Here is an 18,125-nt window from a genome sequence, read left to right as displayed (position 1 = left end):
GGGTCATCGCATAGTCCTTTGCTAAATAGCGAGTAGTTATTTTGATAAATACCGGAGTTTTAAAAATTACGCAACATTTTTTTAACTCTCATATGAGCATGCGCTGGCGCAATCACAAGCACGGTGAGCTTAGCTAACGGTTTAATTCATGCTCATAATCGACAATTTATGCACGCATAGAACAAACACATTAAAGTAAGGTTGAGGAGTCTCTTTCGAGTTGTTTACGAGATTAATTCATGGCTGACTACTTAACATTGGGTTTCTTGAGGGGCGTCTGGAAAAACTCATACCAAAATTTAGTATCATTTTATTCTGTAAATTCTCATTTATTTCTGTATCTCACAACCGCCCCCCACTAGCGCCGCGGCAGAGCAAGAATGATGAGGCGCACGAAATGGCCGTTGTCGCCAACGTTCCGGATCAAATTTTTCACCTGTAAGCGAACTTATGGCGGCAACTTCGAGCGCTTCAGGCTCTGGTAACGGCGGCATTAAGCCAATTAAACGCTTTGCCAACATGGTTTTTCCAGTGCCTGGAGGCCCCACGAACAATATATTGTGCCCACCTGCGGCCGCCAACAACAAGGCTCGTTTTGCTTGTTCTTGCCCTTCCACATCAGCGATATCGGCAACGCCCGCAGGGCGCGAAGGCAACTGTACAGGTTCAATAAGCCTCAGCAATGAGCTCTGTTCAACATGCCTTACCGCCGCAGCGAGCGAAGTAACCGCATAAGCACCTGGCTTACGCAGCAGCGCAGCTTCGGTTGTATTTGCAGCGGGAACTAACGCTCGGCGGCCAGCATCAGTTGCGGCAAGCAAAGCCGGTAAAACGCCATCAATTCGCCGCACCGCACCATCAAGCGCCAGTTCGCCGTAACACTCGAGTTGGCTGAGCTCACCCTCATTAATTGATTCATCAGCCACCAAAATCCCAAGAGCCATGGCCAAATCAAACCGTGCCCCTTGTTTGGGTAATTCGGCCGGCGATAGGTTGATAGTTATCTTCGCCACCGGAAATTCCAAGCCACTATTGAGAATTGCGGTTTTTACCCTATCTCGCGCTTCACGCACCGTAGTTTCCGGCATACCAATAATCTGAAAGCCCGGCACCCCACGGGCCACATTTACTTCTACCCGCACCAATGGCGATTCCATACCCAACTGCGCCCGCGTTAACACCACTGCTAATCCCATAGCTACCTCGATTGCTTCCTGCAAAACGAAAAGTTTAGCTCGAATCAGCAAAGGGGCTAACTATTTCCTAAAATTTCAGTGATTACGCACGAACGATTACGCCTAATGAAGAACACCTATCAAACCCAAAGTAAACTAAGCACAAACGTGCGTCGTTATACGCCGTTAGGGGCTTTCAAAAAGAATGCGATTTCGCCCCGCAACGCTAGGAAACACATGAGAAAGATACTCCCTTCGGGGTATTTTGTAATCGGACCACTAAAACGCTTGTGCAAACCAATTCCTCATTGCTATTCTTGACTAAAATTTATATGAAATTTACTTTTATTTTTGTATCCACTTGTTCTAGCGATTGCAAATTCGTGCATTATAGGGCCCACAAGTGATTATCTTTTAATAGTTCAACACAGAAGAATTCATAGTGCTCATACTCAAGAACCGAGAGGTATCAGCTGCATATTATGCAACTGCGGCACTTACAGCAGTGTTAACTGGCATCATTGCGATTACATATCGCTTTTTTGGCCAGGTTGACTTGCTCAGACCCGAATTTATGATGGTTTCCGGTATCGCTATGATAGTGATAGGCGCCACTATGTTGTTGGGTATATCTAGTAGTGCGCACACTCGGGTATTAGGTGCTTTGATTTCTATCGGGTATGCGAGCTTTCTATACCTTGGTTTGTTTTTTCCTACCCTTTTTCCTGTAGCAACCAATGGCTACGGTATTGCACCGTGCGCACTTGCCACATTTATTTTGCTTCTTGGTGGTTGCAGTTTATTAAAACTGCAAAGCAAAGTGAGCGATATTGCATGGCTGATTTTTGGTTCTGCTTCTCTGCTATTTTCGTTGATTGTTATCGTTACTGGCTGGGTATTTCATTTCACACCAGAAACTACACTCGATAATCCAATTGGTATCTCTTTATTGGCCGTTATCATCGGCATGCTAGGGCTAGCCTCTTTGGTACGCGGAAGCTGCCACACCGTTCTATTCCGTGAAATAAAAAATAGCGTTATGCCTGCTGTACTTGTATCTCTAGCTGGATTATTACTTTGGCTATCACTATCGATTATTAATACCGAGGAACTAGAAAAGCGCTCATTATCTCTAATTAATCAGGCTACCCATGAATTACAGCAAAAGCTTTATACATATAATAATTCTATTGAAAAAGTAGCTACGCGTTGGGTACTCACCGATACCAACCCCTCATTAAAACAACTGGATTTAGATTTATTCATTCGCGATCACAGCCATGCTTTATCTATTACAATTTTTGATGCAGATGGAGAAACAACCCACGTAAGTAAATCAGATTTAAGCGATGAACTTGATGCTAGTATTTTTGCTGATCAAGAGATAACCAGCTTAGTGAGCCATTGGTTTGAAGAGAACCGAGGCGTTCAAGCGTTTTCGGTTTCTCGCGTTTCGCTAGATAAGAGATACCCTATCCTATTTTTCTCCGAACCTGTTTTCGAGAATGAATCGTTGCACGCGCAAATATTGGTGGCTATCGATTTGAATAGTTTCGCAACGTTTCGGCAGGTTGAGCACTTAAAGTACTTCCAACTATACCTCGAGCTCGCCGATAACATGCTAATAGCTATTAACACGCCAAATTTTGATGTGCTCACGCAAAACCAACTCGATAGTAATTACCCATTCCAGTTCGCGAATTCGCGTAACCTTATGGATGCCTACACACCAAACTTCACTGTTGTTATTTCCGATTACAGTTTGCTGTGGACACAAGCGCGGACAAACCAGCTAGTACTAATTTTTTCGTTTGTACTCTCGTTGTTGTTTATTTTCATCATTGATACCAACAATAAACTCAAAGTGGAGCGCTTGAAGCTTGATCGTTTAGCAAAATTTGATGGTGTAACAGGGCTATTGCGCCGAGATGTACTCGAAGAAAACATTAGATTAATGTTATCCGAATACAACGCGCATAGTATTCGTGTTCTTTTCATCGATCTCGATGGCTTTAAACCCATAAACGATAGCCTTGGCTTAACCGTTGGTAACCGTATTCTTGCTGAAACGGCCAAACGAATAGAGAGCTGCCTTCCAAATGAAGCTCTAGCCGCTCGTTTCAGTGGTGATGAATTTATTGTGTTTCTGCCGAACGCTTCGGAAGCCAAAGCAGTACAAATTGCAATTCAACTGAATCAAGAAATAGAGCGTAACTTTGATATTAATGCTTTGGATATTCATTTAACTGCAAGCATTGGTATAGCTTCAGTGGGAGATGCCGAAGAAACAGCCACCAAATTGATTCAAAATGCCGACGTTGCAATGTCGGAAGCGAAGGTTAACGGTGGTAATACTTATTCAATATTTAGCCATGATATGGCTATGCGCTATGAAAAACAGTATCGCTTGCGCGCTAAAATTCAGCGCGCTATTGAAGATAAAGAGTTCCGAGTTCATTTTCAGCCAGTAGTTTCTACGTACAATCATGAAATTATCGGTTTCGAAGCGCTCGCACGCTGGCCGCAACCTGATGGAAGCTTTATCCCTCCGGGAGATTTTATTCCAGTTGCCGAGCAAACTGGGCAAATTATTGCGTTATCGGCCCTTGTACTGGAAGAAGCCGTTGCCTCACTTGCAAAACTACAGAAAATAACGCCTGAACTCACTATGGCGATTAACTTATCGGCACAGTTATTCGATCGAGGTAACTTGGTTGATTCAATTATTGGCACCTTAAACAGCTATAAAGTTTCGCCAGATACATTAAATGTAGAACTTACCGAAAGTGTTTTGAGTAAAGATCATGCGCATTTATCTGTAAAATTAAACGAGCTACGTGCGCTCGGTATACAAGTATCTTTAGATGATTTTGGCACCGGCTTTTCGAGCCTGAGCCTATTGCACCGCCTACCGGTAGATATTATTAAAATCGATCGTTCATTCATCAAAGATATTTCCGAAAGCTCTGAAAGCCGCAAAATTGCAGAATCGGTAATCTATTTAGCAAAAAGCTTGGATAAGAAAATAGTTGTGGAAGGCGTTGAAACGAAGGAGCAAGCCGAATTTAGTTCAGCGCTTCATTGTGATGCAATTCAAGGCTTCTATTTCTATAAACCAATGCCTCTAATCGATGTTATAGCCTTGCTAAGATCCTAGTTAGGCCCTGATAACTTCATATCTAGCTTGCTAAAAATATTCTGAAACACATTTTCGCTAACTAGGCATAAATATTCTACGCTATGCTAACCCTTGGTTGTTTTTTATTCCCAATCGCTCATGTAAGAGCGCTTAGGCGAAAGATGTTGATGCTAAGGGTATTTATGCACACGATATTTATAAAAAGCCTCCGGGTTCCGCAACTCATTGTGGTGGCCCTGCTATGGCTCAGCGTTTTAACGAGTGCAAGCGCACAAGAGCAACGCTTTAATTTTGATCATCTTGATAAAGGCTTCGCACCGGTAGTTGCTGCGCTTAGCGAAAACGATCATAAAGCAGCCGATAAGGCACTCAAGCAGTTGCGCCGAACCCTTGGTAATACTGGTGATTATCATTTTCTTGAAGGCATTATCACGGTACTTTCCATGAACGATGCCAGCGCTATTCGTTTACCCTTCTTAGCCCGCCGTATGCGTAACCAATGGAATGAGGCGCTGGAAAAAGAACCTAATCATGAACTAGCGCACTTAAGCCTATTGCAATTTCACGCCAACGCTCCAGGTATCGCAGGCGGTGATAAAGATCAGGCTGCTTTTCACGCCGAGCGCCTGAAACAACTAAATAGCCCATTTCGCTTTCAGGCTGATATTGCCTTGGCTGCAATGGCCGAAGATACTGAGGCAGAAGAAGCCGCATGGTTAGCTTGGTTTAATGATCAGCCCGAGAACCTAAGCATTCGAATAAATTACATAGCGTTGCGCGTAAATGCCCAAAAATATGCCGAAGCACTTAGCCAAATGCAGTATGTATTAGCGAACACCGATAGCGACAACGAAGAACACCAAGCGCTAGCCGCACAAGTATATTATCAGTGGGGAAAGCTAGCGGCGGAATCGGGTGAGGAGCTAGCAAACGGAGCCCACTACTTACAGGTATTGTTAGCGGAAAACAGAGTGCCTGAAACTACCCCAGCAGGTTGGGCACAATATCGCTTAGCGCAAATCTACTTTCACCAAGATCGCATAGAAGAAGCGAATGCCATGAAAGCTGAGGCTCAAGTTAGCGCCGAAAACGATGAAAATCTTAGAGAAGCTTTGAAAAAGCTGGAAAGCTAAACACCGGCGCAGTTTCTTCATTTTAAAAATAAAAAAGAGAGCTCAAAAGCTCTCTTTTGCTGTTAAACGCACAGAAATTTAATCTTCTTTTTTCTGTTTCCGCTTAATAATAATTACTTGGTTACCATCCTCATCAACGGTGCGGGTAACTTCACCGCCACGCATTCTTAAACGCTCGCCATCATGAAATTCCATTTCCATCTCATTAGCGCGTAATTCAATAACACGGTGCCGCCCTTCTGCTGCAGCTTCGCGCGCTAGCTCTCGAGCTTGGCGAATACGTTCGCGATCTTCTGGTGAAATATCGCGAGCTCCGTGGCCCCGGTTCCCATGAATTCGACGCTCTTGGAAGTTTTCAATAAAGCGTTCTTCACTGATAACTCCGGTGCCATCATCACCAAACCGTTGAAACATTTGCTCGGCATTTTTCCGTGCATGCTCCACCATAACTTCAGTGAATTCAGCTTGGGTAATAAAACCATTACCATCTAAATCAAATTGCAGAAACTGCTCACGTAAGGCCTCAGCACGCACTTCTTGAGCCCTTGCACGAAGTTCTGCACGGTCTACATCACCTTCTACATTAATGTGATCAACCCACATCATGCGCATTGGCTTTGATGGCTCTGGCGGTGCAGGTGGTGCTGGCGGGGCCTCACTCCAAATCATGCGTGTAGGTGAAACACTAGCATCATCCGCGTTACGTTCAACAGCAATGGCTGCGCCCATTGCAATTACTGGCAACATACAAACTAAGGTATTCGTTATTTTATTTAATTTTTTCATCACTCACTCCTTATAAGCCACATTGGCCTCATCACTCGCAATCAGTATGCCCATTAAAGGTGCAGTGAATATGCGTTAAATATGGAGAAATTGTGGAGCTTCATAAAAGGTAACGATAACCTACGCCGTAAACAGCCTGAATTACCTCTTCGGCGCCAGCTGCATGCAACTTATGCCGAAGGTTCTTAATATGGCTATCAACAGTTCGATCACTCACAATTCGGTGATCATCATAGGCTACATCGATGAGTTCATCTCGGCGGAACACTCGGCCTGGGTGTTCCTGCAAAGCCACTAGCAAACGAAACTCTACCGGTGTAAGGTCAAGCAATTGCTCGCCCCAAAACGCTTGGTAATCACTTACGTTTAAGTGTAATCCCAGAGTAGGTTCCTGCGCTGCCACTTCGTTATGCCATCGGCTCCGCCTGAGCATGGCTTCAACGCGGGCTACTACTTCGCGAGGGCTAAACGGCTTCACTATGTAATCATCGGCACCTAAACGCAAACCAACGATACGATCTATTTCATCATGCCGAGCCGTTAAGAAAATCACCGGAACATGGCTAAACTCGCGCACGTGCCGACATACTTCTAAGCCATCGATGCCTGGCAGCATTACATCAAGCAAAACAAGTTCAGGTGGATCTCTACGAATTTGCGCTAGTGCATCATCACCACGCTCAATAGCTTTAACCACATGGCCAGCTTGCTGCAAATAATCAACCAATAGTTGGCGTATGGCGGCCTCATCTTCCACTACTAGCAAATAGCTCACCCGCGCGCTCCCTAGTTATTCACAATCAAAATAATTAATTCTGCTGTATTTCATTTTTAGCCAGTAGTGGCAACTTAAGTTGAATACTTAAACCGCCCATTTCACTGGGTTTTGCCTGCACAGTACCTGAGTGCGCTCGAATAATTTGCGCCACAATTGCTAAGCCCAAACCACTCCCTCCGGTTGCTCGTTGCCGGTGCGCATCAATGCGGTAAAAGCGTTCGAACAAATGTGGAATATGTTCCGCAGAAACTCCCGGGGCGCTATCTTCAATAATGATGTAAACGTTTTTTGCAGCCGTATCAAGCTGCAGCTCAATGGCAATTGAACCGGGCGCTTTTGTATATCGCACGCTATTTTGCAAAAGGTTCATGAGCGCTTGTTGTAAGCGGTTTGAATCCGCCTGCACCCATACCGGGTTGGCTAGCCCGCGATATACAATATTTAAACCCGCAGCTTCCGTTTGTGTTTCTATTTGCTGCGCTATGCGCACCAACAGTTGGTTTAAATCTAGCGGCTGCCATTGATACTGCATGGTTTCAACTTGAGCGAGTGATTGCAGATCTTGCACAAGGTGATTAAGTTGATCGGTTTGTTGCAGCAGTAGTTGGCAAAATTCCTTGCTTGGAGTGCGAATATCATCTTCTACCGCCTCTAATTCACCCTTCAGAATGGTGAGTGGCGTGCGCAACTCATGGGCAATATCGGCCATAAATTGGCGGCGATTATTTTCCGTATTAGCTAGGGTTTCCGCCAAACTATTAATAGCCAGCGATAGCTCACCAATATCATCGTTTGCAGTACCATTTTCGGTTAGCGATTTACCCTGTTTAAAGTATTGATAGTTTCCCGCCGCGATTTCCTGAGTATTTTGCCGCAATAGCAATAAACGTTTGCGCAATTGTATGGCCAGCAGCCACGCCACTAAAGCTGCAACCGCAAGAGCAAAACCGCCGGCCCACAAAAGTGCTTTTTCTTGTTGCTGGCTAAATACTGCATCAATTGGCTGCATTTGCCCTCGAGGCATTACTGTACTTAAAGTGGCAATAATCGCGCCGTTACTCAGCACCGCCACCGATACCGGATCTTCAATAGCCACACCAAATACGCGATACCCACCGAGTGTTTCTAAATTCAATTCACTAAAACTAAGTGCCGGATCTAAATTAACCCGGCTAGGGTTTATCAGCAGATCTCGTTGAATGTTCGTTAGCACCATACGCCACAACTCGGCCTCATCGATTTGAGCAACGCCCCGATTGCTAAGCTGTTCCACAAGATTACTGTAATACTCCGAAAAAACTGCTGCTACCGGTTGTAAACGCTGTTGCTCTTGCTCAGCAATGTAGTTCGTAAAGTTGCTCAAAAAATAGCTACGCACGCCCAGCAAAACAACCGCCACCAAGAATATCCCAGTGCCGGCAATGGCAATAAAAAATTGCGTACGCGTACTAAATCGCTGTAGCCAAAATGAAACCAACGGCTAATTCCTTAAAACGGTTGCAAAGCCAACAGGGCTACAACCCATAGAATTTTTATTTCTTTTCTTGTTCTTCTAACTTTGCTTCGAGCGCTTCGATACGTTGGCGCAAGCGCAAAATTAAATGCTGCTGAATTTCCATTTCTTCACGCGTTACCACATCAAGTTTGCTCAGCTGGCCTTGCACCGCTTGTTTTACTTTTTGTTCCAAATTATCAGCCATACCACGCACACCCGGTGGAATGCTTTCGGTGATTTGTTTCGCGATTTGCTCAATTTTTTTCGCATCAATCATATTAATTATCCTACTCTGTTTACTTATTATTGCTGCTTTGAAAACGGGCAGCACCTATGGCTACAGCATACCGCAAATTCTGGTTATGGCATATTGGCTAATTCGGGTACAATGCGCCCTTTCCCACTCAGCATTAAAATTTATTTTTTGGCGGCGGCATAAGCATGCAATTAAACCCACAACAGCAAGGGGCAGTAGAATATATTAGTGGCCCTACGCTAGTGCTCGCGGGCGCGGGCAGTGGTAAAACTCGCGTAATTACCGAGAAAATCGCATATTTAGTAAACCAAGCTGGCTATAAAGCAAACCACATTGCAGCCGTTACCTTTACTAATAAAGCCGCTCGCGAAATGCGCGAACGAATTTCGCAACGGTTGGGCCGAAAAAACTGCCGTGGCCTAAGAGTATCTACATTTCACACGCTGGGCCTAGATATGATTCGCCGCGAAGCGGCAATGCTTGGCTTTAAACCTGGCTTTTCGCTGTTTGATGATCAAGATTCTTTTGCGCTACTAAGTGCGCTCAGCGAAGATAGCATAGATGCCGATAAAGCCATGCTGCAGCGTTTACAACAGCGCATTAGCCACTGGAAAAATGCCATGCAGCTACCGGAGCATGTGCAACCTGATAGCAACATGCCCGATGATGCGATTTTCGCTGAGCTTTACGTTGCCTATCAACGCCACTTGAAAGCCTGCAACGCACTTGATTTTGATGATCTCATTCTTTTGCCCACTCTGCTGCTCAAGCAAGTGCCAGAAGTTCGCCAGCGTTGGCAACAACGCATTCGCTATTTATTAGTTGATGAATATCAAGATACCAACACCAGCCAATATGAATTAGTTCGCCTGCTAGTTGGCGAGCGCGGGCGTTTTACCGTGGTGGGTGATGATGATCAAAGTATTTACTCTTGGCGTGGAGCGCAACCGGAAAACCTGGCGTTGTTGCAGAAGCACTTTCCTACCTTAAAAGTAATCAAACTTGAGCAAAATTATCGTTCAGTTGGCCGCATTTTAAAAAGTGCCAACATTCTCATTGCCAATAACCCACACGTTTTTGAGAAAAAGCTATTTTCCGCGATGGAATACGGCGAGCCGCTGCGGGTAATATTCGGTAAAAATGAAGAAAATGAAGCCGAGCGGGTAGTAGCCGAAATCATCCGAGAGCGCTTTATGGATAGCACTCGTTATGGCGATTACGCAATTTTGTACCGCGGTAATCACCAAGCGCGAATTTTTGAAAAAGCGCTGATGAACAACCGCATCCCCTATAAAATAACTGGTGGCCAATCATTTTTTGCTCGTGCTGAAGTAAAGGATATTTTGGCTTATTTACGCTTAGTGGTGAACCCAAACGATGATAATGCTTTTTTGCGTATCATTAACACACCACGCAGGGGTATTGGCCCGAACACCATTGAGCGCATTGGCCAACTCGCGCACCAAGAAAACCTTAGTTTGTTCGCAACTTGCCAACACTCGGGCCTAAAAACCATGTTGGCTACTCGGGCATACCATGATGTACAAGAATTCACTCAGCTAATTTTACACACGGCACGCGAGAGTGATTCAGGCGAACAGCACGCTACACAGGCAGTTAAAGCTATGATTCAAGCCATTCATTACGAAGATTGGTTATTTGAAAGTAGCGGCAGCCCTACCGCGGCTGAAATGCGAATTAAAAATGTGAACGAACTATTCCGTTGGGTGAGTGATATGCTCATGGGGAGCCCCGAAAATGATGCGATGTCGCTTGATCAAGTTGTTTCCCGCTTGGTGCTTCGCGATATGCTCTCGCGCCAAGATGAGGAAGATGATTCCGATCAAGTACAACTCATGACGCTGCATTCTTCCAAAGGTTTAGAATTCCCCTATGTGTTTTTAGTGGGCATGGAAGAGGGCTTACTGCCGCATCAAACCAGTATTGATAATGATGATATTGAGGAAGAACGGCGCTTGGCCTATGTTGGCGTTACCCGAGCTCAGCGCAAACTCACATTTACGTTGGCCAAACAGCGCCGCCAATATGGTGAAACTATTCGCCCAGAAGTGAGCCGTTTTTTAATGGAATTACCGCAAGATGATATTGATTGGGAAGATCAGCGCAAACCTGTAAGTAAAGAAGAACAGCTAGAAAAAACTGAATCTAATCTTGCGAAGTTACGCGAGATGCTGCGGAAGTAATATCATTCGAGGCGTTGCCGGTAGCCGCTTCTTCTGCGCTATCGTTCGCTTTCGATATCTCTTCTTTTTTCGTTAGGGGCATACTGTTCGCACCTTCAATTGTACGTGCGGCACTCAACAAATTACCTTGGCCTTTTGTTACCCCTAGTTTTTTCAGCTCTTTGCGCTGTGAATCGGTTTCAATACCCTCGGCACTGAGCTCAATACCAAGTTCTTTGCACAACGTAACGATGTGCCGAACCATTGCTTGCGCACGGTCTTTCCGATCCACTTGCGCCACAAAGTTTCTATCCAACTTAATGATATCGAAGGGGTAATTATAAATAAAATGAAGCGGCCCTGTAACTCTGCCAAAATCGTCTAGCGCCAATAAGAACCCAGCTTCTTTAAGCTTGCGTAAGCTCGCTAAAACTCTTCTGGAATCTTCCTTTTGTAGAGCATCTTCATCAAATTCTAACACTAAGCTTTTGTGTGGAACTCCCTTTCGTGCAACCAAATCGATTAAGGCTTGTACGTGGCGCGGCCGGAGTAGATGTTGCACACATAAATTCACGTGTAATGGCAGTTTAGCATCAGTGCCTATTTTACGAGTTTTCATTAATCGGCACGCTTCCGATAAAACCCATTGATCAATATCAATAATCGCACCAGAACGTTCAGCCAGTGCCATAAAATCACCTGGTAGTATGGTTTCTTTCCCACGCTGCCAGCGCACAAGCATTTCATAGCCTTGAATTGTATCGCTATCTAAAGAAAAGATCGGTTGATACCAAAGCCGGAAATCTTCTTTCGCTTTTGCATGCCGCAAGGCGGCCTCTTGATTCAGCGCATCTACAAGGCCACTACGAATCGCTTCATCAAACACCACATAGCGGCCACGGCCAAGGTTTTTAGCCTCATACATGGCGGCATCAGCATCACGCAATAATCGATCGGTTGTATCATCAGGGCCTCGGCAAGTTGCTATACCAATACTTGCACCGGAAAAGTGTTCTTGGCCGTTTAATCGGAATGGCGCTTTCATAACTTCAATAATGCGGCTTGCTACATCTTTGGTATCATCTATTGTTTTAACCGGTTCCAGTAAAATAACAAATTCATCGCCGCCCAAACGCGCAAGAAAATCCGGCTCTCGAATAGCACTATGAATACGCCGCGCTACCTCTAGTAAGAACTCATCACCCACCGAGTGCCCCAAGGTATCGTTAATATTCTTAAAGCGATCGAGATCCACGAACAATAACGCAAAATTGTCTTTGGGCTGGCGTTTTTGCCTTGCCAGTGCTTGATTAACACGTTCGGAAAACATTGCGCGATTAGGCAAACCAGTAAGATTATCGTGATGAGCATCATGGTAAAGCTGAGCTTCAATTTCTTTTCTGCGCTCAATTTCTTCTACCAGTTCTTCAGTACGTTCAGTAATCCGCTTCTCTAGGAAGCTATTTGCCTTGGCTAATTGTTCCGATGCGCGCCGACGATCGATAGCCACAGAAACATGGTGCGCAACAAAGTTAAGTAGCTCCAAATCTTCACGCGAGAATGGTTTATCTTTTGCGTAAGTTTGCGTAGCAATAACACCAAATATTCTGCCATCAAGCATTAACGGCGAACCTAACCACTGATGCGCTAAAATACCGCGCGATTCAGATAACACTACTTCGCCTTTAGCCACCAAAGAATCACGAATTTTGCCATCTACATATGCCGGCTTGCGGTTCCGCAATACGTATTCCGTTAAGCCTTTCTGCAAACTGCGCTGCCGCGCTTGGAAGCCATTTTCATCAGCATAATAAGGGAAATAAACTTGCTGGCGATTCTCAGTTAACAACGCTATATAAAAGTTTTCTGCTTGGATTAACCGTGAAACCTCAATATGCAACTGGCGATAGAAGGTAGACATATCTTCAGCTGTATTGGTAAGTTCGGAAATAGAAAACAATACCGCGTTTTGCAGTTCTGCTTTTTCGCGCTCTTTAATCTCACTGCGAAGTTCAACGTTGGTTTGTCGAAGTTCTGCTGTGCGTTTGGCTACTTCCGATTCTAGATATTCGCGGTGTCGGAAACGCTCTAAAGCATTCACTACGTGTTGAGAAACGAACATCAATAATTCAAGATCTTCGGTTTTGTAACGCATTTCTTCTACGTAACTTTGCACCACCATAGCACCGATAAATTCATCGTTAGCAATGAGTGGAACACCAAGCCAATCTACCGGCAGCGAGCCGAGAAAATTAACTTCCCCCGCCTCTACCAGCGCTTCAATATCATGCTTGGTACAAAGTATTGGTTCGCCCCTGCGTAATACATAGCCTGTCATACCACGCATTAGTGCTTCAGCAGGAACTTCGGCAACCATTCGCGCATCATCGTATTGATCAATAAAATAAGGGAAGGTAAACGATTTGCGATCTTCGGTGTAGAGGCAAATATAGAAATTCTTCGCGGTCATGAGCTGGCCGATAATTCGGTGCACATCGCGATATATTTGTTCCATATTTTGCGCAGAAGATGCTGATTCGGAAATACGGAAAAGGGCCTGCTGAATTACTTCAGCTTGCCGATACTTCTGTGTTAAAACCTTTAACCGCGCCACAACACGTTCTAATCGACGTATTTGCGTAGCGGGTTCCAGTTCTGGAGTACCTTGGTTCTTTTCGCTCACCCTTGAGCAACCCCCTGTATACGAGGAAACTATCCTGCAACACCAGTACTACTCTGCTTTTACAAATATAGCAATAAACTCAGTTCAGACTCATTCCGCAAGCTGGTATTTATTCATTCAAAAATACCGCACTTTCGATGTTACATTTAGTATCTCGTTAGTACTGCAAAAACGAAATGTTATTATATTGTCAACATCCGAGTATATTACTACTTTTAATGAATGAAAAGCTAGCAACTTTAATTTATCTAAGCACCTTGATTGCAAACAAAAAAGCCGCCCAAAAAGGCGGCTTTGAAAATGAGCTGTAAAGATTAGATATCTTCAATCATATATTCGATAGCAGCTAAAATCTCATCGTCTGAGCAGTTCATGCAAGTACCGCGTGGTGGCATAGCATTGAAGCCGTTAATTGAGTGCTCTAGTAATACATCCATGCCTTGGGCAATACGAGCTTCCCAATCGTCGGCGTTATTTCTGCGTGGTGCATTCAAAACGCCACTTGTGTGGCAAGCTGCACACGCTTGGTTATATACCGCTTCGCCTGAGCGCTCGCCTTCTTGTGCTGCAGCGCCATTTGCTTGGGCTACTTCCGCACCAGCCAAGCGAACTTTTGCGCTTGGTTTGATTCGATCAGCGATAGCTTCACGCGACATATCTACAGAAACGGCCATTACACTGCCGGCTACAGCTACACCCGCAAACACGGCCAATACTTGTTTCCACTTTAATTGATTTAAAAACTTCACGGCTTTCTCCTGTTCGCAACTAATGCGATTAACATCTAGGGCGAAAAATAATTCGATTGCTGAATACGTGCAGCGATTATAACGAGAAAAAGCTTCTCGTGAAACTACCTTGCGCACTTATTATCCAGGATTGCCTTTGCAGTGCGCTGATTTTCTTCGCTGTGGTACACTTTCAGCAGATTAAGTGTACCTAGGTATATACGCAATAAAACTGATTTAGATTAAAAAAATCATTTTTTGATCAGCCTAATTCGATTAATGAGCATCCTTTGTCAAATCATTCCAGCAACCGAAAAATAGCGCTCCTAGATCTTGATGCCTTTTTTGCTGCCGTAGAGGTACTCAAAGAGCCCAAACTTGCTCATAGGCCTTTTGCTGTTGGCGGTGGAGGCGAGCGCGGTGTGGTTGCAACCGCAAATTATCTTGCCAGAAAATTTGGAGTTCGTAGCGCAATGCCGGGGCATCAAGCGCGCCGATTATGCCCCGATTTAGTGTTCGTAAAACCCGATATGGCAAGTTACAAAGCGATGTCGAAACAAGTTCAAAGCATACTATTACGCTATACCGATAAAATTGAGCCCGCTTCAATTGATGAATTCTATATCGATCTTACTGAAAACCAAAGCTACCACGGTAGCGCAAGCTTAACGCTAGAAGCTATTCGAAGTGAACTACGCGAATTAGGTGTTTCTGCTTCAGCTGGTATTTCCTGCCAAAAAATGGTGGCCAAAATTGCTTCTGAAGAGCTTAAGCCTGATGGCCAATTCGTAGTGCCGCCAGAGCAGGTTATTCAGTATTTAGCCAACTTGCCGTTAAAGCGCATTCCGGGCGTGGGACCAAAAAGCCAAGAACGCTTAAATGCCGCCGGGTTTCGGTTGGTGCGTGATATCCAAACTGCCGATCCGGTGAAACTTCAGCGCCTGCTGGGTGAACATTCTGGCATGCTGTTATTTCAACGGTGCTTGGGTGTTGATGATCGGCCAGTGCAAACCACTCGCTTACGAAAGCAGATTAGTGTTGAAGAAACACTGCATCGAGATTTCAAGCAAATTAAAGATGCTGAGCGATTTTTGGAAAATACTTTGCTGCCTTCATTGCAACGCCGAGCAGGTGGGCAACGCTGGCAAGATTTGCATGCTAAAGGGCAAACCCTGAAATTGAAGTTCAATGATTTCAATCAAACTACGGTAACTAGAGTAAGCAACCGTGTTTCGCCATCTTTGTATTATCAACTACTTTCCGAGGCTTGGCCACGCGCCAAAAACCGGCCTGTGCGGCTTATTGGTATCGGCTTTACTCTGCCGGATCCTGATGAAAATCGCCAGCTCGAGCTGGCCTTGGAATAATAGGCTGGTCATTTAAACTGCAACCATTTTCATCTTCTTTAAAGCCCAGCTCAGCCATTAGCTCATGCGCTTGATATACATATCTTAACAACCACAAAATATACCTAACATCGGCGTGTATCATACGGTGCCGAGAATCATCGAAATGCCAATCACTTAAAATAGCATCGGTGGTGGAATCGAACACCAAACCGATAAGCTCACCGCGGTTATTTACTGTGGGGCTGCCGGAACTACCACCGGTTCCATCAGCGGTTGATAGGAAATTCAAGGTTAGTTGCTCTGCGCTTTCAGCTAAACAGCCAGCACCATGTACGGCTACTGCAGCGTGCATGTTGAACGGCAACTCATAACGTTCTTCAGTGCCTGCAATAGCCAGCAACGATTGTAACGTGGTGCGTGCTGGAGGGGCTTTATGGTGCTCAGAGGGCTCATTTTCCAGCGCTGAAGGCTCTTTCTCTAGCGCTGAGAGCTCTTGTTCTGCAGCTGAGGGCTCATTTTCGAGCGCTGAAGGCTCTTGTTCTGCAGCTGAAGGCTCATTTTGCAGCGCTGAAGGCTCTTGTTCTGCAGCTGAAGGCTCATTTTGCAGCGCTGAAGGCTCTTGTTCTGCGGCCACATAACCTGCGCTTAACCGAAATGTTCGGTTGGCATTATCAGGCAACCGCTTACCTTGAGAACGAGCTTGGCGGCGAAAAGCGTCCATTAACACCGAGCGCCCTTGTTGCTCTAAACCACGCAGTTCGCGTTCTTGCAAATCCCATTGTAACCGTTGCTCCGCAGAATTCACGGCAAACTGAATCCATGGATCATTGTAGCGGCGGAAATCACTTAACGAGGTACTCATCAACGTTTCCACAACAGCAGGATCACCAAGTTTACTATTTGCATATATTTCTTCCACCCGAGCAGTAATAGTTTCAGGGCTCGAGCTATTATTTAACTCAAAAAAGGTTTCAATAAATGGAATCCTCTGAGTTTCCGGTAGCTCCTGATAAAGCACTAAAAGCTCTACCAAAAGCTTTATCTCTACTTCCGGAGCAAATTGCCGCACTTGGCTAATTAACTGTGAACGAATCGCAGGTACTTGTTGCGCTTGAAAGCCTCGAGTACGGCGTTCTTCTGCACGCCCAGATTCTTCCGCCAATCGATAGAGCCGCTGGGCTACTAATGGCAATTGCAGCTCTTGGAAGAAATTCCACCACAGTTGCCGTTGCAAGGTAGTTTGGCGGAATTCAAGCGCACTTTCAGTTTGCGCTATGGCCGTGGTGAACCGCTCATTATCTGGAGTTGCAGCTACCCAATCACGTAGTTCCTGTTCTTGTTCAAGTAATAAACTACGTGCATCATATTTTTCCACCGCACCCAGCATTCCTATAATATTTTGCAAGCGATTACCTTGCCTTACCAAGTTAGGAATATAGCGCAGCGCGATACCCGGATTATTCTGCATTGCCGTTTCAATAATAGCCATCCAACGTTCCGAATAAAGAACCAGATTCGGATAGAACTCAGCAAACGCCATATCAGCTTCTTGTAGCAAACGGTAACGCTGAGTAGTGCCCGGGAACCCAGCTACATAAACCGGTTCGCCATCAGCGGGCGCTGCAGGTGAGAGCGGTAGCCAGTGGCTTGGTTCGTATGCCGAGCCATCGGCATTATAAACGCGCAACAATGCCAAATCAGCGCTATGCCGAGGCCACTGCCAGTTATCTTCTAGGCCGCCAAAATGCCCAACATTTGCAGGCGGTGCCCAAACTAATTTAATCTGGGGAAAATTTTGATCACGAACCAACAAATATCCTAGGCCATCATAGTGTTCTACTACTCGACAACTAATATTAATGCCATCTTCGCAGCGGCGCAGAATGTCGTTGCGATTATTGGCAATCAAATTAAACCGCGCACTGCCGGTGATACGTTCGTTCACTCCCTGTAAAACCTGGCTGGTCACATCGATACGCTGCAATGTTTGCGCTACGATAAAATCGGGTGGTGCGAGTAATTCTAAATTACGGTTGATGGCCAAAAAGCCCATAGTTAAGTAGTTGTTTTCAAGGGTAGAACGATATTGCAGCAGATCTAGAATACAGTGGTGATTAGTAAGCACTAACCCATCTGGAGATACAAAAGTACCTGTACAGCCACCTACTTTTAACACCGCGGAAGCATGTGGCTGGGTTGGCCAATCAGGTTGTTGTTCTGGTAGCCAAAGCCCTTCCGATGCTTGGGCGCCAGTAAAGAATGCTGTGCAAAGGAAAACACATGCGAATGAAGTTTTAATTTGGAATTTTAATGCCTTAACATCACCGTTGTGTAGGTAATTCCACAACCGCTTTGGCCATCCATGATGATGCAGTTTGCTCAACGCTGTTCTCACTTTTCCATAAATGTGAATATCGGTG

At 45.1% G+C, this 18,125-nt stretch carries 12 protein-coding genes; 4 read left to right on the top strand and 8 right to left on the bottom strand.

The features are described from left to right. Positions 1-329: 329 nt before the first annotated feature. Complete coding sequence (locus A28LD_RS11755; protein WP_007421297.1) at positions 330-1,196, bottom strand: magnesium chelatase domain-containing protein; 867 nt, start codon at positions 1,194-1,196, stop codon at positions 330-332. A 421-nt stretch (positions 1,197-1,617) separates the two neighbouring features. On the opposite strand from A28LD_RS11755, the gene A28LD_RS12095 reads away from it, so the two are divergent. Further along, positions 1,618-4,332 (top strand): EAL domain-containing protein, encoded by a 2,715-nt coding sequence (locus A28LD_RS12095; protein ID WP_007421296.1) that lies wholly within the window; start codon positions 1,618-1,620, stop codon positions 4,330-4,332. 164 nt (positions 4,333-4,496) lie between these two features. Further along, complete coding sequence (locus tag A28LD_RS11745; RefSeq protein ID WP_007421295.1) at positions 4,497-5,447, top strand: hypothetical protein; 951 nt, start codon at positions 4,497-4,499, stop codon at positions 5,445-5,447. A gap of 78 nt (positions 5,448-5,525) precedes the next feature. Here A28LD_RS11745 and A28LD_RS11740 read toward each other — a convergent pair whose 3' ends face one another. From A28LD_RS11740 to A28LD_RS11725, 4 genes are all read right to left on the bottom strand, one after another. Beyond that, positions 5,526-6,233, bottom strand: coding sequence for a hypothetical protein (locus A28LD_RS11740; RefSeq protein WP_007421294.1), 708 nt, complete (start codon positions 6,231-6,233; stop codon positions 5,526-5,528). A gap of 100 nt (positions 6,234-6,333) precedes the next feature. Next, complete coding sequence (locus A28LD_RS11735; RefSeq protein WP_007421293.1) at positions 6,334-7,008, bottom strand: response regulator; 675 nt, start codon at positions 7,006-7,008, stop codon at positions 6,334-6,336. A 34-nt stretch (positions 7,009-7,042) separates the two neighbouring features. Continuing rightward, complete coding sequence (locus tag A28LD_RS11730) at positions 7,043-8,488, bottom strand: ATP-binding protein (RefSeq protein ID WP_007421292.1); 1,446 nt, start codon at positions 8,486-8,488, stop codon at positions 7,043-7,045. Between the two features lie 55 nt (positions 8,489-8,543). Continuing rightward, a complete protein-coding gene (locus A28LD_RS11725) occupies positions 8,544-8,783 on the bottom strand; it encodes an accessory factor UbiK family protein (protein WP_007421291.1) in 240 nt (79 codons plus the stop codon). Positions 8,784-8,947: 164 nt separating this feature from the next. Here A28LD_RS11725 and rep point away from each other — a divergent pair, with 164 nt between their 5' ends. Continuing rightward, positions 8,948-10,966, top strand: coding sequence for a DNA helicase Rep (rep, locus tag A28LD_RS11720; protein ID WP_007421290.1), 2,019 nt, complete (start codon positions 8,948-8,950; stop codon positions 10,964-10,966). Here the strand turns inward: rep and A28LD_RS11715 are convergent. Continuing rightward, complete coding sequence (locus tag A28LD_RS11715; RefSeq protein ID WP_007421289.1) at positions 10,929-13,628, bottom strand: sensor domain-containing phosphodiesterase; 2,700 nt, start codon at positions 13,626-13,628, stop codon at positions 10,929-10,931. The genes rep and A28LD_RS11715 overlap by 38 nt on opposite strands. Before the next feature lie 314 nt (positions 13,629-13,942). Continuing rightward, the gene (locus A28LD_RS11710; protein ID WP_007421288.1) at positions 13,943-14,377 is read right to left on the bottom strand and encodes a c-type cytochrome; all 435 of its coding nucleotides are present in this window, start codon (positions 14,375-14,377) and stop codon (positions 13,943-13,945) included. Between the two features lie 269 nt (positions 14,378-14,646). On the opposite strand from A28LD_RS11710, the gene dinB reads away from it, so the two are divergent. Beyond that, a complete protein-coding gene (dinB, locus tag A28LD_RS11705) occupies positions 14,647-15,723 on the top strand; it encodes a DNA polymerase IV (protein WP_007421287.1) in 1,077 nt (358 codons plus the stop codon). On the opposite strand, the gene A28LD_RS11700 is transcribed toward dinB, so the two are convergent. Next, positions 15,671-18,088: a S46 family peptidase gene (locus tag A28LD_RS11700; protein ID WP_007421286.1), complete on the bottom strand. Its 2,418-nt coding sequence runs from the start codon at positions 18,086-18,088 to the stop codon at positions 15,671-15,673. The genes dinB and A28LD_RS11700 overlap by 53 nt on opposite strands. Positions 18,089-18,125 lie beyond the last annotated feature (37 nt).

Source organism: Idiomarina sp. A28L (assembly GCF_000218785.1).
Classification (GTDB): Bacteria; Pseudomonadota; Gammaproteobacteria; order Enterobacterales; family Alteromonadaceae; genus Aliidiomarina.
Note: the sequence above shows the minus strand (reverse complement) of the source record. Positions and strands in the feature narration are given on the sequence as shown.